Origin of the sequence: Shinella agrisoli, from assembly GCF_046557955.1 — a bacterium.
Classification (GTDB): domain Bacteria; phylum Pseudomonadota; class Alphaproteobacteria; order Rhizobiales; family Rhizobiaceae; genus Shinella.
In genome coordinates, this window is the sequence record NZ_JBJIEP010000018.1 from 119,749 (window position 1) to 139,948 (window position 20,200).

A 20,200-nucleotide genomic window follows, 5' to 3' on the forward strand; every position below is an offset into this window, starting at 1 on the left:
TCCTATCGTTTGGCGGGAATGGCCGCGAGCGATGCGACGCCGACGATCTCGATGCCGCGGGTCGCCGCTTCCTCGCACCATTTGCGGATCGCGTCCACACTTTCATCGAAGGCCGATGCGATGCCGATCGCCGTGCCGTTGCGCCGGGCGATGCGTTCCAGCTCATCGAGCTTCTTCAGCACCGCCTCGCGCGAAAGATCGGCGTCGAGCTGGAGATCGGCAAAGGCATGCGGCGCTTCGACGGCGCCGGCGACCGTACCGGAGAGCGATTGCGCCGAGCTGCCGTCATCGAGGAACAGGAGGCCGCGGCTGGCGACGTCCCGGATCACCGGCTCCAGCGCGTCCGGGTCGGAAAGGAAGCGGCCGCCCATGAAGGTCACGATGCCGGTATAGTTGGTGATCTTCGCCATGGCGCGGTGCAGTTTGGCAAGATTCTTCGCCGCGCTGAAATCGGTGCGCAGCGTGTATGGGCCGGGGTCGTTCGCCGGATAGTCGAAGGGCTCCAGCGGGACCTGCAGCAGGATCTCGTGGCCGTCGCGCCGCGCTTCCTGCATCCAGCGCGGCAAGCTGTTGCCGCTGGCGGCAAAGGCGAGCGTCACCTCGCCCGGCAGTTCGCGGATCGCGCGCTGCGTTCCCGTCTGGCTGAGGCCGAGCCCGCCGACGACGATGGCGATGCGCGTGCCGCGCGCACCGGACCAGGGACGCGCATATTGGTCCATCGGCCGCGTGCCGTCGAGGCCGATCACCGGGATCTTGCCGTCCGGGGTCTCTTCAAGGAGGTCTTCGTTCGGGAAGGCCGCCGTGCGCGCGTCCTGTCCGACGCGGTTGGCCTCGATGATCAGCGGGCCGGTGCCGTCGCGGGCGCCGGGCGAATATTTGCGCACGACATTGCCGTCGTCGGTCAATGTCTCGTCGACGCGCGCGCCGGAAAGGCCGTTGGCCCTGCGCACGCCATCCCTGGCCTCGACTGTCCGTTGATCCGCCTCCGCTTCGGCTGACGGCAGGGAGGAAGCATCGTCCGTCGCCGTGACAAGCGGCGTGGTGCGCAGACCGCTCGGCGCGGTCGCAGTCCAGCCGGAAAAGCCGAGGAGGCCGGCGACGGCCGCGGCAAAAACGACGTTGCCGGCCGAGAACCGTGACGGTCCCGCCGGTCCGGGCCTTGCCTTGCGGTCCTGGCCGAGAGGTGCGTGAATGTCTGTGCCCAAGGTCAGTCCGCGCTGGCCGGAAGGTGCGTGGGGAAACAGGGCCCGCGTGGTGGCGGGCCCTGTGCAGGCGTCTTACTTCTTCAGTTCGGCCTTTTCCGGATTGGCCGGGAAGGACGGGTCGGTCTTCTGGCCGCGCAGCAGTTCCAGCGCGTATTGAAGCTGGACGTCGTCCTTGGCTTCCGGCGGCACGTAGGCCGAGGAACCGGAGCCTTCCTCCGTCTCGCTCTGGCCCGGGATGTGGCCGCGCAGGTTCGATTCGCCGGCCGCTTCCAGCTTGCCCTGAAGTTCCGCCGGCAGCGGCTGCTCGACCGTGATGTCCGGCGTGATGCCGGTACCCTGGATCGATTTGCCGGACGGCGTGTAATAGAGCGCCGTCGTCAGGCGCAGCGCACCGGCATCGCCCATCGGGATGATGGTCTGGACCGACCCCTTGCCGAAGGAGCGTGTACCGAGAACGGTGGCGCGGCGCAGATCCTGCAGCGCGCCGGCGACGATTTCCGATGCGGAGGCCGAGCCGCCGTTGATCATCACCACCACCGGCTTGCCGTCGACGATGTCGCCCGGCGTCGCGTTGAAGCGGCGGGTTTCGTCCTCGTTGCGGCCGCGGGTCGAGACGACCTCGCCGCGTTCCAGGAAGGCGTCGGAGACGTTGATCGCCTGGTCGAGCAGGCCGCCCGGGTTGAGGCGAAGGTCGAGCACGTAGCCCTTCAGCTTGTCGGCCGGAACCTCTTCCTTGATCTTGGTGATCGCGGCTTCGAGGTCGTCATAGGTCTTCTCCGTGAAGGAGATGACGCGGAGATACCCCACATCGTTCTCGACGCGGAACTTCACGGCCTTCACGGCGATGATGTCGCGCATGATGGTCAGTTCGATCGGCTTGTCGGCGCCCTTGCGGATCAAGGTCAGCTTGATCGGCGTGTTGACGGCGCCGCGCATCTTCTCGACCGCTTCTTCCAGCTTCAGGCCGCGCACGTCCTGGCCGTCGATCTTGGCGATGAAGTCGCCGGCGAGAACGCCCGCGCGGGCGGCGGGCGTGTCGTCGATCGGGGTGATGACCTTGACGAGCTCGTCTTCCATCGTGACCTCGATGCCGAGGCCGCCGAACTCGCCGCGCGTCTGGGTGCGCATGTCCTCGGCGTCCTTCGCATTCATGTAGGAGGAATGCGGATCGAGCGATGTGAGCATGCCGTTGATGGCATTCTCGATGAGCTGGTCTTCCTTCGGCGGCGTCACGTATTGCGCGCGCACGCGCTCGAAGACATCGCCGAAGATGGAAAGCTCGCGATAGGTCGACGAGCCGGCGGCTTCGGCGGGCAGCGTTACCGTGTTGATGACGCTCATGGCCGTGGCACCCATGAGTGCACCGACGAGAACAAGTGAAGCCCTACGTATCATTGCGTGCCTTTCCAGAATCTTTTGCGGACCACCACGGCCGGGAATCAACCGGTTTTCCGTTCTTTCGGAATTCAATGTAAAGTGTCGGCTTGTCCGTTTCCAGCGTCAAAGCGTTGACACTCGCGACCCTTTTTTCACCCATCACGGCGAGCGGCTCTCCCGCCACGACGAATTGCCCTTCCCGCACGCTCACCTTGTCCATGCCGGCAAGGACGAGATGGTAGCCCTCCCCCGCATTGAGGATGATCATGCGGCCGTAACTGCGGAACGACCCGGCAAAGACGATCCATCCATCCGACGGGGCCGTCACGAGCGCGCCCGGATTGGCGGCCAGGGTCAGCCCTTGCGAATCGTGGCCGGTCCCGTCTGCCTCGCCGAACTGGCGCAGGACGTCGCCCGCCACGGGATAGTCGAGTTTTGCCTGCAGCTCCGAAAATTCGTATGCCGGAGCAATGCGGTTTTTGTCGGGCACCGAGTTGCGGGCGAGCGCCCTTGCCTTCTCCCGTTCGGCCTCCGTCTGGTTGCGCCGCTCCTCTTCCTTGGCGCGGGCGAGCGCGGCGGCGTCGCGCACCGACCCGATCTCGCGCTCCAGGCTGCCGATCAAGCCTTCGAGGCTCGTCGCGCGGGCTGCGAGTTCTTCGGCGCGCCGGCGTTCGGCCGCGAGCGTGCGGCTGTTGGTTTCCGTGAGCGCCTCGTTCTCGGCGATCAGCAGCTCGGAGCGCTTTTCCGCTTCGACGCGCAGCTGCATCGCTTCGGCAAGATCGGCCTTCTCGCGGTCGATCTCAACCTTCACGTCCATCAATTCTTTGAGATCGGCGACGAGCTCGTCCGTTTCCTTGCGGATGCCCGGCACGACCGCGCCGAGGAGAATGGCGCTGCGCACGGAGGAAAGCGCGTCCTCCGGCGTCACCAGCAGGGCGGGCGGCGGGTTGCGGCCCATGCGCTGGAGCGCGGCGAGAACTTCCGCCAGCAGCCCGCGGCGTTCGTTGAGGGACGCGCGCACGCCGGATTCGCGCTCGCGCATGCCCTCGAGCCGCTTTTCGCCGGCGAGGATCTTCTGCTCCATCTCCTTGCGCATGGCGGCCGATCTGACGATCTCCTCGCGCAGGCTCTGCCGCGTCTTTTCGAGATTGGCGATCTCCGCCTCGAGCTGCTTCGCCTTCTCGTCGGAGACGGTGATCGACCGGGAGAGCGCTTCCAGTTCCCGGCGCGTGCTGTCGCGGCGAAGCGCCAGGGCTGCGGCGGGATCGGGCTCGACCTTCGGCAGCGAACCGGTCTTTTCGAGCGCGACGCCGGCGTCGTTCGGTTCGGCGGCGACGGGATGGGGAAGAGGGACCAGCGTCAGGGCGGCGCAAAGCAATGCCGCCCGCGGCAGGCGGCTCGCTCTCTCACCCGAAATGGCTGCGCCGGTCTTCCTCATCGCTCCCCGAACGTCCGTTCTTTCCGCTCTATGCTGATTTGGCGATTTCGCCAAGAAACAGCGCCAAAAATACGGCTTCCGCGATCCTGGACGTCGATCCTTGCGCGGCCATGGTGTGCTCGTCAGCTGCGATGGTAGGGGTGGCCGGAAAGGATGGTGACGGCGCGGTAGAGCTGTTCGGCCAGGAGGATGCGCACGAGCTGGTGCGGCCAGGTCATCTTGCCGAGGCAGAGCGTGGCGTCGGCGCGGCCGTACAGCGCGGGGTCGAGCCCGTCGGCACCGCCGACAGCGATCAGAAGGTCGCGCTTGCCGCAATCGCGGAAGCCGGCAAGAAGCTCGGCAAAGGCGGGGGAATCGAGCGATTTGCCGCGCTCGTCGAGCAGGACCAGCACGGCGCCGCCTGGCAATGCCTTTTCCAGCATCGCCGCCTCCTCGCGCTTTCGCGTTTCGGCATTGCCGGCACGGCTTTCCCCGACTTCGGCAATCCTGCCGAGTTCGAGGCCGACGGCGGGGCCGGCCTTCGCGAAACGGTCCAGGTAGCGGGCCGCAAGATCCTTCTCAGGGCCGGCTTTGAGCCGTCCAACCGCGAAAAGTCCAACCCGCATCGTCCGTGGCCCTGTCCGTTCGCGATGACGCTCAAGCCGCGCCATCGTCTTTCCTCGCCGGACAGGCGCCCGGCGTCATTGTCAATGTACGGTGCCGTCCTCGATCTCGGGAGCCGCCCACATCCGTTCGATGTTGTAGAACTCCCGGACTTCCGGCCGGAATACATGGATGATGATGTCGCCCGTGTCGATCAGCACCCAGTCGCCCGCCTCCAGGCCTTCGACGCGGGCATTGCCCAGGCCTTCGTCCTTGAGGTCGGAAATGAGGTGATCGGCAATCGCCATGACATGACGGTTCGAGCGTCCGGACACGACCACCATGTAGTCGCCCAGCGCCGATTTTCCTGTAATGTTGATGGTGACGATATCTTCTGCCTTCGAGTCCTCAAGGCTTGCGAGGACCAGTTGAAGGGCCCGGTCGGCGGCATCGTCGCTGCGTCCCGTGCTCCTGGAGAAAACGCCGGTGACGTTTCCCTTTGCGTGCACTGTTGTCAGGTTCGTTCCTTTCTGCATAACAAAACAGCACGTCTCGTATCGGCAAACCGCCGATACCTACCAAATGTAGGCATCAATATGTGCCGGTTTCAAGACGTCACTTCTGAGGGATGGTTTTCTCTACCGCCTGATCCGCGGTCGCCGGAACAATACCCCTGGCATTGTTACGACTGCTTCGATGCCGCCTGGCTGCGCAGCGCCGTGGAGCTGAGCGCCGAACGCGGCCCGTGGATGAAGGTCCAGGCCGGTGCCGGACGGCCCGGCAGCGACATGGCGTCCTCCTCGTCGATGCGGGCATAGTCGAAGGTCTTCGCCATGCGGGAGGAGAGGTAGGAGAGCGTCGAGCCCGGCCGGTCGATGACGGCGATCGGGAAGGTGCAGGCGATCTTCTGCCAGTTCTGCCAGTGGTGGAAGGTGCCGAGGTTGTCCGCACCCATGATCCAGACGAAGTCGACGCCGCGGTTCAGCGCCTGCACGCGTTCCAGGGTCTTGGCCGTGTAGCTCTGGCCGAGCCGCTTCTCGAAGGCGGTCACCTTGACGCGCGGGCCGGGAGCGACTGCCTCGCTGAGGCGGATGCGTTCTGCAAGCGGGGCGAGCTGGCGGTGGTCCTTCAGCGGATTGCCGGGCGTCACCATCCACCAGAGCTGGTCGAGGCCGAGGCGGCGAAGGGCGGTTTCCGCAACGAGCGCATGGCCCTGGTGCGGCGGATTGAAGGAACCGCCGAACAGGCCGACCGCCATGCCCTTTTCGACATGCGGCATCCTCAGATAGCGCTCTGCAACCGCGTCCGCCGTCACCTCAGGGCCGCACCTGTCCGGTGCCGCGCACCCGGTATTTGAAGGAGGTGAGCTGCTCGACGCCGACGGGGCCGCGCGCATGCATCTTGCCCGTCGCGATGCCGATCTCGCCGCCCATGCCGAACTCGCCGCCATCGGCGAACTGCGTGGAGGCGTTGTGCAGCAGGATCGCCGAGTCGATCTCCGTGAAGAAGCGTTCGACGACGGCCGGATCCTCGGCGATCACCGCCTCCGTATGGGCGGAAGACCAGCGGTTGATGTGCTCGATCGCACCCGAGATGCCGTCGACGAGGCAGACGGAAAGGATGGCGTCGAGATATTCGGTCGACCAGTCTGTTTCGGTGGCCGCGGCGAGGCCTGGAATGCGGGCGCGGATCTCTTCCGTCGCGCGCACCTCGCAGCTGGCGGCGCGAAGCGCTTCGACGAGCGGCTTCAGGTGCGTGCCGGCGGCGGCGCGGTCGATCAGCAGGGTTTCCATCGCGCCGCAGATGCCCGTGCGGCGCATCTTGGCGTTGACGACGATCCTTTTCGCCATGTCGGGATCGGCGGACTTGTCGATATAGATGTGGCAGAGGCCCTCGAGATGGGCGAAGACCGGCACGCGCGCCTCGCTCTGCACGCGGGCGACGAGGCTCTTGCCGCCGCGCGGCACGATGACGTCGATCGCCCCGCCAAGGCCGGATAGCATGGCGCCGACGGCGGCGCGGTCCGTCACCGGAACGTACTGGATCGCATGTTCCGGCAGGCCGGCAGCCTTGAGGCCGGCGGCAAGGCAGGAATGGATAGCCTGCGATGAATTCACGCTGTCGGACCCGCCGCGCAGGATCACCGCATTGCCGGCCTTGAGGCACAGCGCGCCGGCATCCGCCGTCACGTTCGGCCGGCTTTCATAGATGACGCCGATGACACCGAGCGGCGTGCGCACGCGCTCGATATGCAGGCCGTTCGGCCGGTCCCATTCGGCGATGACGTCGCCGACCGGGTCCTTCAGGCCCGCGATGTCGCGGATCGCCGCGGCGATGCCTTCGATACGCTCGGGCGTCAGCGTCAGCCGATCGATGAAGGCGGCGGCGACGCCGCTTTCCTTGGCATTGGCGAGATCGACGGCGTTGGCGGCAAGGATCGCCTCGCGGTTGGCGAGGATTTCCGCCGCCATGGCTTCGAGCGCGCGGTTCTTCTGCTCCGCCGTGGCGATGGCGAGCGGGCGGGCGGCGGCGCGCGCGTTGCGGCCGATCTCGGCCATCAGGCTGTCGATGCCGGCCTTCGCGGCCTGATCAAGCATGGCTCATATCCTTTCCCGCCTGCGCGGCGCCCGGCGCGGCATGGCCGGTCACCACGAGGTCATCCCTGTGCACCATGGCGGCGCGGCCGGCATAGCCGAGAATGGCGGCGATCTCCGCCGATTTCTTTCCCACGATCAGCCGTGCCTCGTCCGCGTCGTAGCCGGCGAGCCCGCGGGCGATCTCCCGTCCGTTCGTGCCGTGGATCGCCACCGTGTCGCCGCGCGAGAAGGTACCCCAGACGCCGCGCACGCCGGCGGGCAACAGGCTCTTTCCCGAGGTGAGCGCCGCCTCCGCGCCCGAATCGATCTCAAGCCGGCCGGCCGGCTGCAATTGCCCGGCGATCCAGGTCTTGCGCGCGGTGACGGGCGAGCCCGAAGGCGCGAACCAGGAGGAACGCGCGCCCTCCTCGATGGAACGCAGCGGATGGTCGACCTTGCCGGAGGCGATGATCATGGCGCAACCGGCGCCCGTCGCGATCTTGCCGGCATCGATCTTCGTGCGCATGCCGCCCCGCGACAGCTCGGAAGCCGCCCCGCCGGCCATCGCCTCGATCTGCGGGGTGATCGCGTCGATCGTTTCGAGGAAGCGGGCGGAAGGATCGAGATGCGGCGGGGCCGTATAGAGCCCGTCGATATCGGAAAGCAGCACGAGCAGGTCGGCGCGCGTCATCGTGGCGACGCGCGCGGCGAGCCGGTCGTTGTCGCCGTAGCGGATTTCGGTGGTCGCGACCGTGTCGTTCTCGTTGATGATCGGCACGGCGCCGAGCTTCAGCAGCTGGTTGATCGTGGCACGCGCGTTGAGATAGCGGCGGCGCTCCTCCGTGTCGCCCAGCGTCAGCAGGACCTGGCCCGCGACGATGCCGTCCGCCGAAAGGCTTTCCGACCAGGCGCGGGCGAGCGCGATCTGCCCGACGGCGGCGGCGGCCTGGCTTTCCTCCAGCTTCAGCACGCCCGACGGCACCTTGAGCACCGAGCGGCCGAGAGCGATGGCGCCCGATGAGACGACGAGCACGTCCGTACCCCCGGCCCGCAGCGCCGCGATGTCGCTGCACATCGCATCGAGCCACGCCTTCTTCAGGCCCGTCGCCCGGTCGACGAGCAGGGCCGAGCCGATCTTGATCACAATCCGGCGGTATTTCCCGAGCGGTTTGCGGTGCTTCGTCATCTCAGTCGTCGGATCCGGAAGTCTTCGCCTCGACGATGATGTCGCGCAAGGCCCTCAGCGTGCTCGTCATGCCGACGCCCGCAACGGCGGAGAGCTGCAGCGGCGTCTTTCCGCAGGCCTTGGCCAGGGCCTTGGATTTCTTCTTCAGTTCGTCCTCGTCCAGCACGTCGATCTGCGACAGGGCGACGATTTCCGGCTTGTCGGTGATGCCGCCGCCATAGGCTTCGAGCTCGTGCTTCACCGTCCGGTAGGCCTTGGCGACGTCCTCTTCCTGCGCGGAGACGAGATGGAGGAGCACGCGGGTGCGCTCGACATGGCCGAGGAATCGATCGCCGAGGCCGATGCCGTCGTGGGCGCCCTCGATGAGGCCGGGAATGTCCGCGAGGATGAATTCCGCCCCATCGATCGTCGCGACGCCGAGGTTCGGATGCAGCGTCGTGAAGGGATAGTTGGCGATCTTTGGCCGCGCGCGCGTGCAGGTGGCAAGGAAGGTCGACTTGCCGGCATTCGGCAGGCCGACGAGGCCGGCGTCGGCGATCAGCTTCAGCCTGAGCCAGATCGTCTTCTCCTCGCCCTCGAGGCCCGGATTGGCCCAGTTCGGCGCCTGGTTGGTCGAGGACTTGAAATGCGCATTGCCGAAACCGCCATTGCCGCCGGCGGCGAGCTTGAAGCGCTGGCCCTCCGTCACGAGGTCGACGATCAGCGTCTCGTTGTCCTCCTCGAAGACCTGGGTGCCGACCGGCACCTTCAGCGTCACGCTCGCGCCGTTCGCGCCGGTGCGGTTGCGGCCCATGCCGTGCATGCCGATCGAGGCCTTGAAATGCTGCTGGTAGCGGAAGTCGATCAGCGTGTTGAGGCCGTTGACGGCCTCGATCCACACGTCGCCGCCGCGCCCGCCGTCGCCGCCGTCGGGGCCGCCGAATTCGATGAATTTTTCACGGCGGAACGAGACAGCCCCTGCCCCGCCGTCGCCGGAGCGGATATAGACTTTTGCTTCGTCCAGGAACTTCATCGGCTCGCCGTTCGCTTTGCTTTTATCGTCATGGTCATTTTGCCGTCTTCGATATAGCCGCTTCCCGCAGAGGTCAAAGACTATCGTGAAATTCGTCAGCTACAACGTCCAGTACGGCATCGGTCTCGATGATCGCTTCGACCTGCCGCGCATCGTCTCCAGCATCCACGGCGCGGACATCATCGCGCTGCAGGAGGTGACCCGCAATTTTCACCGCAACGGCCATGTCGACATGGTCGACGAACTGCGCATCCTGCTCGCCAACCACTATTCCGTCTTCTGGCCGGCTTGCGATCTCGATGCCGGCTCGGCGATCGAAAAGGGCCGCGTGGTCAACCGCCGCTTCCAGTTCGGCAACATGGTGTTTTCCCGCTGGCCGATCCTGTCGAGCCGCCTCATCCCGTTGCCGCGCACGCGCACGCTCGACAAGCTGAACCTGCAGCGCGGCGCGACCGAGGCGGTGATCGCAACGCCCAGCGGCCCGATCCGCGTCTATTCCGTGCATCTCGACCACGTCCACCGCGACGAGCGCATCGCGCAGATCCGCTTCCTCAAGGAGCGTGCCCGGCTCTACGGCTTCGAGGGCGGGGCGATTTCCGGCGCGCACGAATTCGGCCTTGCCGAGCCGCCGGTGCCGGAGGACTACGTGCTGATGGGCGATTTCAACATGGTGCCGGAATCGCCGGAATACTGCGAAATGGCCGGCGGGGTCGATGCGCTCTACGGCCGGCAGATTCGCGCCACCAATCCGGTGGATGCGCTCGCCGGGCTCGGCAAGCGCCATGCCGCAAGCTTCAGCTGGATCAACCCGAAGGATCATTCCGATCGCCTTTTCCTCGATTACTGTTTCCTCAGCCACGGCCTCGTGGAGCGGCTGAAGGACGCCTGGGTCGACGAAACCGCCTTCGGTTCCGATCACATGCCGGTCTGGTTCGAGCTTTCCTGAAGGATGGCGAATACGTCTCCCCGGAACCCGGGTCCTGCCCGCGGATAATCCACCGTCGGCAAGGCGGACCCGATGGCGGGCGGGACGGATCGCTCCGCCCCGCCCGTTCTCACCGCCGCGGTGCCGCCGGGCGGAAATCGCCCGGCTCCAGCCGCGTCTCGATATGCGGGACCATTGCACCGCGGGCAACGCAGAACAGCTCGCTGCATCCGGTGATGCGGAAGCCCGCCTTTTCCTGCACCCGCAGCGAGGCGGGGTTGTCGGCGAAGATGCCGGAATGGATCTGCGTGCCCGGCATGCGCATCAGGAAACGGGCTATTGCCGCATGCACGGCCTCGCTCATGTAGCCGCGCCCCCAGTAGAAGCGGTTCAGCCAGTAGCCGAGGTGCCATTCGCCGCCGCGCCACTCGAAGGCGACGCAGCCGATATGCACGTCATCGCCGGCCGTGATGGCGAAGGCCCAGCCTTCGCTGAGATCGCTGGCCGCGACCGAAAGCCACTCGGCGGCATCCTGCCTGTCATAGGGCGCGGGCACCCGCGCGAGCATGCGCGAGACCTGGAAGTCGGCGAGCGACTGGGCGATGGCGTCGGCGTCCGGCATGCGGTGCGGACGCAGGACCAGGCGGGCCGTCGTGACGGTCGGGCAGCGCCCGGGGCCGATGACGCGCTCGCGCTCCATCGGGGTCTGCATGGCGTTCATCGCATGCCTCCCCAGCTCTTCAGCGAGACCCAGGTCTTGCGGTCGAGCCTATACCATTCGACCGGAACCATTCCGCCGACGGCAAGGCTCTGCACCATGCCGGTCGCCTGGAACTGGAAGCCGCACTTCTGGATGACCCGCCGCGACGGGATGTTCATGACCCGGCACCGCGCGTCGATCTGCTCGACGTCGCGCGTGCGGAAGACCATGTCGATCAGCGCATGGGCCGCCTCGGTGGCATAGCCCTGGTTCCAGTACGGTTCGCCCAGCCAGTAGCCGAGCTCGACCGTGCGCTCGTCCTCGTGCGGTTCGATACCGCAGCAGCCGAGGAAGGCGCCGTTGTCGGCTTTCGTAATGGCATAGACGCACTTGCCAATCGCGCCGGCGCGTGTGCGTCGCACGAAATCGGCGGCATCCGCGACCGTGTAGGGGTGCGGCATGCGGGCGACCATGTTGGCGATGTTGGCGTTGTTGGCGAGATGGGCAAGGGCGTCGATGTCGTCTTCGTGCGGGGCTCTCATGACGAGCCGCGGCGACAGCAAGATCGGGCAATCGGTCCTCGACCGTTCAGGCCTCAGCCTTTCCTTGGGAGACCGTGATTGGTCTTCCCGCAACAATTCGGTCTGCATGGCTCAGTCCTCCAGAGCAAAAGGGGAGATAAGGTCTTGCCTCATCTCCCCTTTTTTCGGCAGGTCTGAACCTGTGGCGTCAGCCGGGTCGATGAGACGCCGGCTGTTTTAGAGCGCTACCGGCTTATTCCGCTGCTTCCGCTTTCGGCATTACGGACACGTAGACGCGACCGTTGGCCTTCGTACGGAAATTCACATTGCCAGCCGTGAGGGCGAAGATCGTGTGATCCTTGCCGAGGCCGACATTGGCACCGGGATGCCACTGCGTGCCGCGCTGGCGCACGATAATGTTGCCTGCGAGGACGGCTTCGCCGCCAAACTTCTTCACGCCAAGGCGCTTGGACTGGGAATCGCGGCCGTTGCGCGAGGAACCGCCAGCTTTCTTGTGTGCCATGGGAGTTCTCCTTTACCTGTCCGGGTTATTCGGCTGCTGCAACGGTTTCGGCTTCAGACTTCTTGGAAGCCTTCTTGGCCTTGCCGCCGGCTGCCGCGATGTCGAGGATGCGGACAGTCGTGTTGTGCTGGCGATGGCCGCGCGAGCGCTTCGAGTTCTGGCGGCGGCGCTTCTTGAAGGCGATGACCTTCTTGGCCCGGCCATGCTCGACGACCTCGGCGGTCACGACGGCGCCTTCGACGAAGGGCGCGCCGATCGTGGCATCGGCGCCGACGCCGACCATCAGCACTTCGGTGAATTCGATCTTCGCGCCAGCCTCGCCGGACAGCTTTTCAACCGTCAGGACGTCGTTGGCGGCCACGCGGTACTGCTTACCGCCGGTCTTGATGACTGCGAACATATTTTATCCTTTCATGTTCGTGCCGGCTCTTTGCCTTTGGAGGCACGGCCGTCTTTTTGTCAGTCGCTACGGATGGCGATGCTCTGGCATCGCCGGTTCGGCGGCTCCTCGTCAAACACGATCTTGCTGGATGCAGCCACGTGCGGCACAAAGAACCATTCTTGCGGCACGGGACGAACCTATGCCACTGCACCTTGCGCAATAGGCGAGGGCCTGGAAACTGTCAAGGCGGATTCGCGTCACCGTTACAAATAGATGCACATTCCGAAACCGCGCCCTCTTGCAAGCCCGCCCGACACCCGCTATGTACCGCCCGCGCTTGAAAGGCGCCAACCGTATGCGGAGAGGTGGCAGAGCGGTTGAATGCACCGCACTCGAAATGCGGCATAGGGGCAACTCTATCGGGGGTTCGAATCCCCCCCTCTCCGCCAATCGTTCCCATGCATCGAGCCGTATTTTTCTCAGGCCGTCGCGCCCGGGTGGACTGCGCGTGCCAAGCCCTCGTCGACCGATATCGGTGGCTGCCAGTCCAGGGTTTCGCGGGTGAAGGCGATGTCGAGTTCCAGGGAGCCGAGCAGGCGCTGGGCGAGCGTGGCCCTGCCGAGGAGCCGTGCCGTGCGGCGCAGGAGCGGCGTGGGGACCGGAAGGAGCCGTGCCGGCCGGCCCATGGCGGCGGCTGTGCGGCGCAGGAGGTCGGTCGTCGAAAGATCCTCCCCGTCGGAGACGAGGAAGGTCCGGTTGGCGGCGGCCGCATGGTCGATGGCGGTCAGGATCAGGTCGACGAGATTGTCGATGCCGACGAGGCTGCGCCGGTTGTGAACCGAGCCGAGGGGGAGGGGGACGCCTTTCCTCAGCCAGCCGACCATGCTGGCGAAATTTCCCTTGGCGCCGGCGCCGTAGACGAGCGGCGGACGGATGATCACTACGTCCATTCCGGTTTCGGCAGCGATCGCCCGCAGCCCTTCCTCCGCTTCGAGCTTGGACAGGGCATAGTCGTTGTGCGGGGCGGGCGGGCTCTCCTGGGTGAAGGGCCGGCCGGGTGCGGTCTCGTTGCCCAGCACGCCGATGGAGGAGAGGAAGATGAAGCGGCGCGTTCCCCTGTCCGCGAAGGCGCGAGCGACGGACAGCGTGTAAGCGGTGTTGGCGCTGCGGAACTGCGCTGCCGGATCGAGGCTCGTCTCCCGCAGGACATGCGCGCGGCCGGCGAGATGGATGATGCAGTCGGCCTCCATCCGGGCATCGGCGAGCCGGTCCGCCGGAATGAAACGGTGGGGGCGGACAGAGGCCCCCGGGCTCCTGCTCGAGAGCGTGAAGGGCCTGCCGGTGCGCGCAAGAGCCTCGGCCAGATGCGATCCGATGAAGCCCGAGGCGCCTGTCACGATCAGCATGTCTTTCCTCTTCCGCCCTTCAGGGCCCGCTGAAGGGATCTCGCGGGCCCTCTTTCCGGTGCTTGCCGCCCATTCCTCGCCCCGGATGCTCTTAGAAGGAATCGAGCGTCGCGGAAAGCCGGTCCGACCACATGAAGCCCTCGGCCGGGAAACGGGGTGCGCCGCGGGAAAATCCCCCGTTCGCCTCGTCGCTTGTGGACAAACGGGCGGGCTCCGCTTATCAGCGGGATCTGGTCGTTCGCCCTGATACTCATTTCCGCCCGTGCAACGGGATCCGGATGCGTGCGGCCTGTATTCCCTAACGTGCCCGGGTGAGCAGGATCCAATGAGCCGAAATCGCGTTGCAAATCGCAAGAGAGTTCTCGTCACGGGGGGCGCGGGCTTCCTCGGCTCCCACCTTTGCGAGCGGCTCCTTGCGGACGGCGCGGAGGTCCTGTGCGTCGACAGCTTCTATTCCGGCACGCGCGACAACGTCCGGCATCTGCTTGCCCATCCCAATTTCGAGGTGCTTCGTCACGACGTGACCGAGCCTTTGATGGTGGAGGTCGACGAAATATACAACCTTGCCTGCCCTGCCTCGCCGATCCATTACCAGCGCGATCCCATCTACACGATGAAGACCAGCGTTCTGGGAGCCCTGAACATGCTGGGCCTGGCGAAGCGGACCGGCGCCAGGATCTTTCAGGCCTCCACGAGCGAAGTCTACGGCGATCCGGAAGTCCACCCGCAGATCGAGAGCTACTGGGGCCACGTCAACCCCATCGGCCTCCGCTCCTGTTACGACGAGGGCAAGCGCTCAGCCGAGACCCTGTTCTTCGACTACCAGCGCATGCACGGGGTGCGGATCAAGGTCGCGCGCATCTTCAATACCTACGGGCCGCGCATGCATCCCAACGACGGCCGCGTCGTCTCGAACTTCATCGTGCAAGCCCTGCGCGGGGAGGCGCTGACCATCTATGGCGAAGGCAGCCAGACGCGGTCGTTCTGCTACGTCGACGACCTGATCGAGGGCTTCGTGCGGCTCATGGATTCCGCGGACGACGTCACCGGCCCGGTCAACCTCGGCAATCCGGAGGAATTCACGATCCGCGAGCTGGCGGATCTGGTCGCGGACATGTCCGGCTCCGCCTCGACCGTGTGCTCGCTTCCGCTTCCCTCCGACGATCCGGCCCAGCGGCGGCCCGATATCGACAAGGCGCGCGCGCTGCTCGGCTGGCATCCGAAGGTCGCCCTGCGCGACGGCCTGGCGAGAACGATCGATTATTTCAGGACGCTTGCATGACCTATCTTACGATCATTCCGGCGCGCGGCGGATCGAAGGGCGTGCCTGGCAAGAACATCCGCGACATTGCCGGCAGGCCGCTGATCGCCTGGAGCATCGCGGCGGCCCTCGGGATTGAAGGCGTGACGGTCGTCGTTTCCACCGACAGCGAGGAGATCGCCGCGGTCGCGGCGGCGCACGGGGCCGAGGTGCCCTTCCTGCGGCCGGCCGAGCTTGCCACCGACACGATGGCGACCGAGCCGGTGCTGCTGCACGCGCTCGATCACTACGAGGCGAAGGGACAGCGCTTCGATGCGATCATCCTCCTGCAGCCGACCTCGCCCTTCCGCAAGCCGGGTGCGGTGAAGGCGGCGATTTCGGCCTTCGAGGCGGAAGGGGCGGACAGCCTGCTCTCCGTCTGCGAGAACCACCACTTCTTCTGGCGCAATCCCGCCGGGCCCGAGGCGCTCTATGATTTCCGCAACAGGCCCCGCCGGCAGGACATCCGCCCCGAGGACCGCTGGTACCGCGAGACCGGCTCGATCTACATCACGAAAACCGACCTCTTCCGGAAGGAAAAGAATCGTCTCGGCGGCAAAATTGCCATGTTTGTGATGACCGAGGAGGAAAGCTGGGAGATCGACAGCCTGGCAGACTTCCAGATTGTTTCCGCCTTGATGTCAGGAGCTGGCGCTTCATGATTATCGAAAGAAAACTTTCGAAATACATTGTCTATTGCGAAGATCCCCTCGTAAGCGCCCTGCGGCGCATCAACGAGAACAAGAGCCGCGTCGTCTTTTCCGTCTCCGAGACCGGCAAGCTGGAAGGCGTGCTGACGGACGGCGACGTCCGGCGCTGGCTGACCGACGCCCATCAGGTGGACCTGGACGTCGCGGTCAGCCTCGTCAGCAACAAGCAGTACACGAGCCTGCCGTTCGACGCCTCGCACGAGGAGATCGAGGCGACGTTCAACGAGCGGATCCAGGCCATCCCGCTTCTCGACAAGCACCAGCACCTCGTCGCCATCGCCAAGCGGGAGCCGGCCGAGCTCAGGATCGGCGAGTTCGTGATCGCGGACGACCGGCCCGCCTTTGTCATCGCCGAGATCGGCAACAACCACAACGGCAGCATCGACCTTGCGTATCGGCTGGTGGACGAAGCGATCGGGACGGGCGCGGATTGCGCGAAGTTCCAGCTGCGCGACATGGCGTCGCTCTATAGAAACCAGGGAAACCCGACGGATTCCAGCGAAGACCTCGGCGCGCAATATACGCTGGACCTGCTCTCCCGCTTCCAGCTCGATTCGGACGACATGTTCAAGGTCTTCGACTACTGCACGCAGAAGGGGATCATGCCTCTGTGCACGCCCTGGGACAAGGAGAGCCTGGAGCGCCTCGACCGCTATGGCATGCCGGCGTTCAAGCTCGCCTCGGCGGACCTCACCAACCACGAGCTGCTGGAGGCGATGGCGCGCACCGGCAAGCCGCTCATCTGCTCGACGGGCATGTCGAACGAGGGCGAGATCGTCGAAGCCGTGCGCATCCTGCGCCGCATGAACGCGAAATACGTTCTCCTGCATTGCAACTCGACCTATCCGGCGCCGTTCAAGGATATCCACCTCAACTACATCGACCGCCTGAAGCGCATCGGCGATTGCCCGGTCGGATATTCGGGACACGAGCGCGGCATCGCCGTCGCCATCGCCGCGGTTGCGAAGGGCGCGCGGGTCATCGAGAAACATTTCACGCTCGACCGCAATATGGAGGGCAACGACCATCGCGTGAGCCTTCTGCCGGACGAGTTCAGGGCGATGGTGCAGGGCATCCGCGAGGTCGAGGAGGCGCTGGGCGCCAAGGAAACCCGCCGGGTCACCCAGGGCGAGATGATGAACCGCGAGGTCCTGGGAAAGAGCCTCGTCATCAACCAGGATCTCAAGCGCGGCGAGACCATCACCGAATCGATGATCGAGACGCGGAGCCCGGGCAAGGGGCTGGCGCCCTACCGCAAGCGCGAACTGATCGGCCGCGCCGCGCCGCGCGACTTCAAGGAGGGGGATTTCTTCTTCCCCTCCGACGTGGAGGAGGCCGCGGTCTCGGTCCGGAACTACCGGTTCGGCCGGCCGTTCGGCATTCCCGTCCGCTATCACGACATGGCGAAGATGGCCGGTGCCTCGAATTTCGACCTGCTCGAGTTCCACCTCAGCTACAAGGATCTGGACGAACCTCTGGAGAAGTATTTTTCCGGGAGCTACGACCTTGATTTCGTCGTGCACAGCCCGGAGCTTTTTGCCGGTGACCACATCATGGACCTGTGCTCGCCGGACCCTGCCTATCGCGAGCATTCGATCGGGGAGCTCCAGCGGGTGGTGGACGTCACCCGTCGCCTCGTTCCCTATTTCCGCAAGGCGACGCGGCCCCTCATCATCATCAATGCCGGCGGCTTCAGCCTGGACGGGTTCATTCCCAGGGAGCGGCACGGCGCGCTCTACGAGTTGATCGCCGACAGCCTTTCGAAGGTCGACAGCGCCGGCGTGGAGATCATCCCGCAGACGATGCCGCCCTTTCCCTGGCATTTCGGCGGCCAGCGCTATCACAACCTTTTCGTGACCGCGGACGACATCGAGGCTTTCTGCGAGCGGCACGGCTACCGCATCTGCCTCGACCTCTCCCACTCCCAACTGTCCTGCAGCCATCTCGGCCTGTCCTTCAAGGCGTTTCTCGAGCAGGTCGCGGGCTATTCGGCCCATCTCCATGTCGTCGACGCGGAAGGCGTGGACGGGGAAGGCCTGCAGATCGGGGAGGGCACCATGGATTTCGGCATGGTCGCCGATGTCCTCAGGCGCAAGGCGCCGAAGGCCTCCTTCATTCCGGAGATCTGGCAGGGCCACAAGAACGACGGCGAAGGGTTCTGGATCGCCCTCGACCGCCTCGAGACGTGGTTCTGATGGGTTCGCTCGCGCGGAACACCTACTACAACATATCCGCGTTCGGCATAAACACGATCCTGTCGCTCGCCACCGTCACCGTGCTGGTGCGCGGCTACGGCCTCGACGGCTACGGCCTCGTCATCCTTGCGCGGCTGCTTTTGCCGAGCGGCGTCATGGGCCTGCTCGAAGCGGGGTTCCCGGAAGTGACGTCCCGTTCCGTTGCGGCCGCACGCGCGGTCGGCGATCTGGAGCAGGTCGGCCGGCGGGTTTCGGCTGCCAGCCTGATGGCTGCCGGCATCGGCGCGGCCGCCGCGCTGGTGCTGTGGCTTCTCGCCGATGCGATCGTGGACCTCGTTTTCCACTCCGCGGAAACGGGCCGTGCGGCCTTGCTGCACCTGGTCGTGATAAGCGCGCTCTCGCTGCCGCTGCAACTGGTCGGCAGCGTCCTCCGGGGTGCTTTCGAGGGCAGCGAGCGCTTCGCCCTCGTGCGCTCCGTGGAGGTGCTGAGCAATCTCGGCTATCTCGCCGTCGTCACCGGCATGCTTGCCTACGAGACGACGAGCGTCGATGCCGCGCTCGCCTATGTCTGGATCTGGAATGCGAGGAGCGTGCTTTATATCGCCATCGTGCTTTTCGGCCGCGGCGGGGGCGTTTCGTTCGCAACGCGCCGGATCTGGTCCGGCACGGCGGCGTTCCTGGCGCACGCCTTCCAGCTTTTCTCCGGCAAGTTCTTTTCCATGCTGCTCAATTTCGGCCCCTCCATCGTTCTCGGCATATTCTCCAACGTGGCGACGGTCGGCAGCTACGAGATCGTCATGCGCATCCCGAGGGTGCTGAAGACGGTGAGCGGCATGTTCAACGGCGCCCTCCTGCCGTTTGCGGCGCGGTCCGATGCGCTCGGCGACCGGGCCTCCGCGAGGCGCGTCGTCGAGCAGGGAACGACGGTGGTCGTCGGTTTCGTGGTGGCCATGTCCGTCCCTGTCATGGTCTTCGGCGCCGAGGTGCTGCGCTATTGGCTCGGCATCACCGATCCGGAGCTTTCCCTCTATCTCCAGGTCGCGCTGCTGTGGCCCGTCCTGGTTGCCACGATCGGCATCGGCTCGACCATGCTCCTGTCCCGGCCGTCTGCGGCAGCCTCGATCAACAGGCTGTCCATGGTGACGACCCTCGGTTATTTCGCGCTCGCAATCGGGCTCTATCCCTGGCTGACCTGGCGGGCCTTCGTTCTGGCGCTGGTCGTTTCCCAGGCCTTGACGGTGCCCGCCTACTGGCGCCTGCAAGCCCGGGAATACGAGGTGGACCTTGCCGTCTGGGCTGCTTTCGCCGTCAGATCGGTGCTCGTCGTGGTATTTGCCTGCTTGTTGAGCATCGGGATTCGGTCTATCGCTCCGGTTGACGGGCTGGTCATGCTCGTCGCGCAGGGGCTTTTCGTCGCGCTCGTCGTGGGATCCGGAGTTTATCTTTTCGCCGTGCCGGCGGATCTGCGCCGGGCGAACGAGGAGTTTTTGAAGCGAAACCTCAGCCGGCTGCGATAATGGGTTGCCGGCAGGCACCGTACGCCAGGAAGAACGAATGCAGGATCTGCCTTGGGACGCCCGCGTGCGTCGTTCCGTCGAGAAGCTGAAGATTGCCGCGCTGGTGACGGCGTGCCGCATCGCCGGCCCGCGCTTTGCCGCCCGGTTCATCGTCGGCAGGGCCGATTTCGCCGGCTACGTGCCGGGGCGGCCCACGGTGGTCGCGCTCACCCGGCCCCTCTTCAGCAAGGATCTCGCGGAGCTGCGGAAAAGAACCGACCTGAACTTCGTATGCATCAACAACGAATTCCTCGGTCACGTGCAGAAGGCCTGGTGCCCGCCGGAGATGCGCTTTCAGACGAAGTACCAGAAATTCCGCGACGCCCGCTATGCGCGTGCCTGGAACCGGCTCGAGGCCTTTGGCGACCATCTCGTGCGCGAACTGCGCACCCGCACGCCGGTCGATGCCTTCATGACGTCGCATATCGACTACTGGCAGGCCGAAGGGGCAAGACTTGGCGCAAAGCGCAACGGCATTCCCTTCATCGGCCTCTGCCGCGAGCACATGTGCCTGCCGATCGAGCAGCGCACGGTTCGCGACTACTATACCGGTTTCCGCTACGAGGGGGACTCCATCGCCGTGTTCGGCGATGCCACGCGCCGCAT

Annotated in this window: 19 protein-coding genes, 1 tRNA gene and 1 pseudogene; 7 read left to right on the plus strand and 14 right to left on the minus strand. The window is 65.5% G+C overall.

Features of this window, described 5'->3' with window-relative positions:
• Window positions 1-2 precede the first annotated feature (2 nt).
• From ACIIOY_RS19170 to obgE, 9 genes are all read right to left on the minus strand, one after another.
• Window positions 3-1,205: a divergent polysaccharide deacetylase family protein gene (locus ACIIOY_RS19170; RefSeq protein ID WP_411036275.1), complete on the minus strand. Its 1,203-nt coding sequence runs from the start codon at window positions 1,203-1,205 to the stop codon at window positions 3-5.
• Between the two features lie 72 nt (window positions 1,206-1,277).
• Window positions 1,278-2,600, minus strand: coding sequence for a S41 family peptidase (locus ACIIOY_RS19175; protein WP_411036276.1), 1,323 nt, complete (start codon window positions 2,598-2,600; stop codon window positions 1,278-1,280).
• On the minus strand, window positions 2,590-4,020 hold the full coding sequence (locus ACIIOY_RS19180) for a murein hydrolase activator EnvC family protein (protein ID WP_411036277.1): 1,431 nt from the start codon (window positions 4,018-4,020) through the stop codon (window positions 2,590-2,592). The genes ACIIOY_RS19175 and ACIIOY_RS19180 overlap by 11 nt, the downstream gene beginning before the upstream one ends.
• Before the next feature lie 122 nt (window positions 4,021-4,142).
• Window positions 4,143-4,625, minus strand: coding sequence for a 23S rRNA (pseudouridine(1915)-N(3))-methyltransferase RlmH (gene rlmH, locus ACIIOY_RS19185; protein WP_411036278.1), 483 nt, complete (start codon window positions 4,623-4,625; stop codon window positions 4,143-4,145).
• A gap of 81 nt (window positions 4,626-4,706) precedes the next feature.
• Window positions 4,707-5,138, minus strand: coding sequence for a ribosome silencing factor (gene rsfS, locus ACIIOY_RS19190; RefSeq protein WP_411036279.1), 432 nt, complete (start codon window positions 5,136-5,138; stop codon window positions 4,707-4,709).
• A 146-nt stretch (window positions 5,139-5,284) separates the two neighbouring features.
• Window positions 5,285-5,881: a nicotinate-nucleotide adenylyltransferase gene (locus ACIIOY_RS19195; protein ID WP_411036296.1), complete on the minus strand. Its 597-nt coding sequence runs from the start codon at window positions 5,879-5,881 to the stop codon at window positions 5,285-5,287.
• A 37-nt stretch (window positions 5,882-5,918) separates the two neighbouring features.
• Window positions 5,919-7,199 carry a glutamate-5-semialdehyde dehydrogenase gene (locus ACIIOY_RS19200; RefSeq protein WP_411036280.1) on the minus strand — a complete coding sequence of 427 codons (1,281 nt, stop codon included), beginning with the start codon at window positions 7,197-7,199 and terminating at the stop codon, window positions 5,919-5,921.
• Complete coding sequence (gene proB, locus ACIIOY_RS19205; protein WP_411036281.1) at window positions 7,192-8,364, minus strand: glutamate 5-kinase; 1,173 nt, start codon at window positions 8,362-8,364, stop codon at window positions 7,192-7,194. Before proB ends, ACIIOY_RS19200 begins: the two co-directional genes overlap by 8 nt.
• Before the next feature lies 1 nt (window position 8,365).
• A complete protein-coding gene (gene obgE / locus ACIIOY_RS19210) occupies window positions 8,366-9,376 on the minus strand; it encodes a GTPase ObgE (RefSeq protein WP_411036282.1) in 1,011 nt (336 codons plus the stop codon).
• An 85-nt stretch (window positions 9,377-9,461) separates the two neighbouring features.
• On the opposite strand from obgE, the gene ACIIOY_RS19215 reads away from it, so the two are divergent.
• Window positions 9,462-10,322 carry an endonuclease/exonuclease/phosphatase family protein gene (locus ACIIOY_RS19215; protein ID WP_411036283.1) on the plus strand — a complete coding sequence of 287 codons (861 nt, stop codon included), beginning with the start codon at window positions 9,462-9,464 and terminating at the stop codon, window positions 10,320-10,322.
• A gap of 109 nt (window positions 10,323-10,431) precedes the next feature.
• Here the strand turns inward: ACIIOY_RS19215 and ACIIOY_RS19220 are convergent, their stop codons facing one another.
• From ACIIOY_RS19220 to rplU, 4 genes and pseudogenes are all read right to left on the minus strand, one after another.
• On the minus strand, window positions 10,432-11,022 hold the full coding sequence (locus ACIIOY_RS19220) for a GNAT family N-acetyltransferase (protein ID WP_411036284.1): 591 nt from the start codon (window positions 11,020-11,022) through the stop codon (window positions 10,432-10,434).
• Window positions 11,019-11,651 carry a GNAT family N-acetyltransferase gene (locus ACIIOY_RS19225; RefSeq protein WP_411036285.1) on the minus strand — a complete coding sequence of 211 codons (633 nt, stop codon included), beginning with the start codon at window positions 11,649-11,651 and terminating at the stop codon, window positions 11,019-11,021. Before ACIIOY_RS19225 ends, ACIIOY_RS19220 begins: the two co-directional genes overlap by 4 nt.
• A 124-nt stretch (window positions 11,652-11,775) precedes the next feature.
• Window positions 11,776-12,045 (minus strand): 50S ribosomal protein L27, encoded by a 270-nt coding sequence (rpmA, locus tag ACIIOY_RS19230; RefSeq protein ID WP_119257900.1) that lies wholly within the window; start codon window positions 12,043-12,045, stop codon window positions 11,776-11,778.
• Between the two features lie 88 nt (window positions 12,046-12,133).
• A pseudogene (gene rplU, locus ACIIOY_RS19235) lies at window positions 12,134-12,445 on the minus strand (50S ribosomal protein L21); the annotation flags it as partial.
• 341 nt (window positions 12,446-12,786) lie between these two features.
• Between rplU and ACIIOY_RS19240 the strand changes: the two are divergent.
• Window positions 12,787-12,876, plus strand: a tRNA-Ser gene (locus ACIIOY_RS19240).
• 30 nt (window positions 12,877-12,906) lie between these two features.
• Here ACIIOY_RS19240 and ACIIOY_RS19245 read toward each other — a convergent pair.
• The gene (locus ACIIOY_RS19245) at window positions 12,907-13,833 is read right to left on the minus strand and encodes a UDP-glucose 4-epimerase family protein (protein ID WP_411036286.1); all 927 of its coding nucleotides are present in this window, start codon (window positions 13,831-13,833) and stop codon (window positions 12,907-12,909) included.
• 325 nt (window positions 13,834-14,158) lie between these two features.
• On the opposite strand from ACIIOY_RS19245, the gene ACIIOY_RS19250 reads away from it, so the two are divergent.
• From ACIIOY_RS19250 to ACIIOY_RS19270, 5 genes are all read left to right on the plus strand, one after another.
• Complete coding sequence (locus tag ACIIOY_RS19250; RefSeq protein WP_411036287.1) at window positions 14,159-15,115, plus strand: UDP-glucuronic acid decarboxylase family protein; 957 nt, start codon at window positions 14,159-14,161, stop codon at window positions 15,113-15,115.
• Window positions 15,112-15,795, plus strand: a complete 684-nt coding sequence (locus tag ACIIOY_RS19255; protein WP_411036288.1) for an acylneuraminate cytidylyltransferase family protein — start codon at window positions 15,112-15,114, stop codon at window positions 15,793-15,795. Before ACIIOY_RS19250 ends, ACIIOY_RS19255 begins: the two co-directional genes overlap by 4 nt.
• Complete coding sequence (locus tag ACIIOY_RS19260) at window positions 15,792-18,038, plus strand: N-acetylneuraminate synthase family protein (protein ID WP_411036289.1); 2,247 nt, start codon at window positions 15,792-15,794, stop codon at window positions 18,036-18,038. The genes ACIIOY_RS19255 and ACIIOY_RS19260 overlap by 4 nt, the downstream gene beginning before the upstream one ends.
• On the plus strand, window positions 18,038-19,555 hold the full coding sequence (locus tag ACIIOY_RS19265; protein ID WP_411036290.1) for a lipopolysaccharide biosynthesis protein: 1,518 nt from the start codon (window positions 18,038-18,040) through the stop codon (window positions 19,553-19,555). Before ACIIOY_RS19260 ends, ACIIOY_RS19265 begins: the two co-directional genes overlap by 1 nt.
• A 37-nt stretch (window positions 19,556-19,592) precedes the next feature.
• The coding region (locus ACIIOY_RS19270; protein ID WP_411036291.1) for a hypothetical protein at window positions 19,593-20,200 on the plus strand (608 nt) is incomplete at its 3' end.

Coding starts and splice junctions, on each gene's coding strand:
- ACIIOY_RS19175 (WP_411036276.1), bottom strand. CDS start 2,600: ATGATACGTAGGGCTTCACTTGTTCTCGTCGGTGCACTCATGGGTGCC.
- ACIIOY_RS19180 (WP_411036277.1), bottom strand. CDS start 4,020: ATGAGGAAGACCGGCGCAGCCATTTCGGGTGAGAGAGCGAGCCGCCTG.
- rlmH (WP_411036278.1), bottom strand. CDS start 4,625: ATGCGGGTTGGACTTTTCGCGGTTGGACGGCTCAAAGCCGGCCCTGAG.
- rsfS (WP_411036279.1), bottom strand. CDS start 5,138: ATGCAGAAAGGAACGAACCTGACAACAGTGCACGCAAAGGGAAACGTC.
- ACIIOY_RS19195 (WP_411036296.1), bottom strand. CDS start 5,881: ATGCCGCATGTCGAAAAGGGCATGGCGGTCGGCCTGTTCGGCGGTTCC.
- ACIIOY_RS19200 (WP_411036280.1), bottom strand. CDS start 7,199: ATGCTTGATCAGGCCGCGAAGGCCGGCATCGACAGCCTGATGGCCGAG.
- proB (WP_411036281.1), bottom strand. CDS start 8,364: ATGACGAAGCACCGCAAACCGCTCGGGAAATACCGCCGGATTGTGATC.
- obgE (WP_411036282.1), bottom strand. CDS start 9,376: ATGAAGTTCCTGGACGAAGCAAAAGTCTATATCCGCTCCGGCGACGGC.
- ACIIOY_RS19220 (WP_411036284.1), bottom strand. CDS start 11,022: ATGAACGCCATGCAGACCCCGATGGAGCGCGAGCGCGTCATCGGCCCC.
- ACIIOY_RS19225 (WP_411036285.1), bottom strand. CDS start 11,651: ATGCAGACCGAATTGTTGCGGGAAGACCAATCACGGTCTCCCAAGGAA.
- rpmA (WP_119257900.1), bottom strand. CDS start 12,045: ATGGCACACAAGAAAGCTGGCGGTTCCTCGCGCAACGGCCGCGATTCC.
- ACIIOY_RS19245 (WP_411036286.1), bottom strand. CDS start 13,833: ATGCTGATCGTGACAGGCGCCTCGGGCTTCATCGGATCGCATCTGGCC.
- ACIIOY_RS19250 (WP_411036287.1), top strand. CDS start 14,159: ATGAGCCGAAATCGCGTTGCAAATCGCAAGAGAGTTCTCGTCACGGGG.
- ACIIOY_RS19255 (WP_411036288.1), top strand. CDS start 15,112: ATGACCTATCTTACGATCATTCCGGCGCGCGGCGGATCGAAGGGCGTG.
- ACIIOY_RS19260 (WP_411036289.1), top strand. CDS start 15,792: ATGATTATCGAAAGAAAACTTTCGAAATACATTGTCTATTGCGAAGAT.
- ACIIOY_RS19265 (WP_411036290.1), top strand. CDS start 18,038: ATGGGTTCGCTCGCGCGGAACACCTACTACAACATATCCGCGTTCGGC.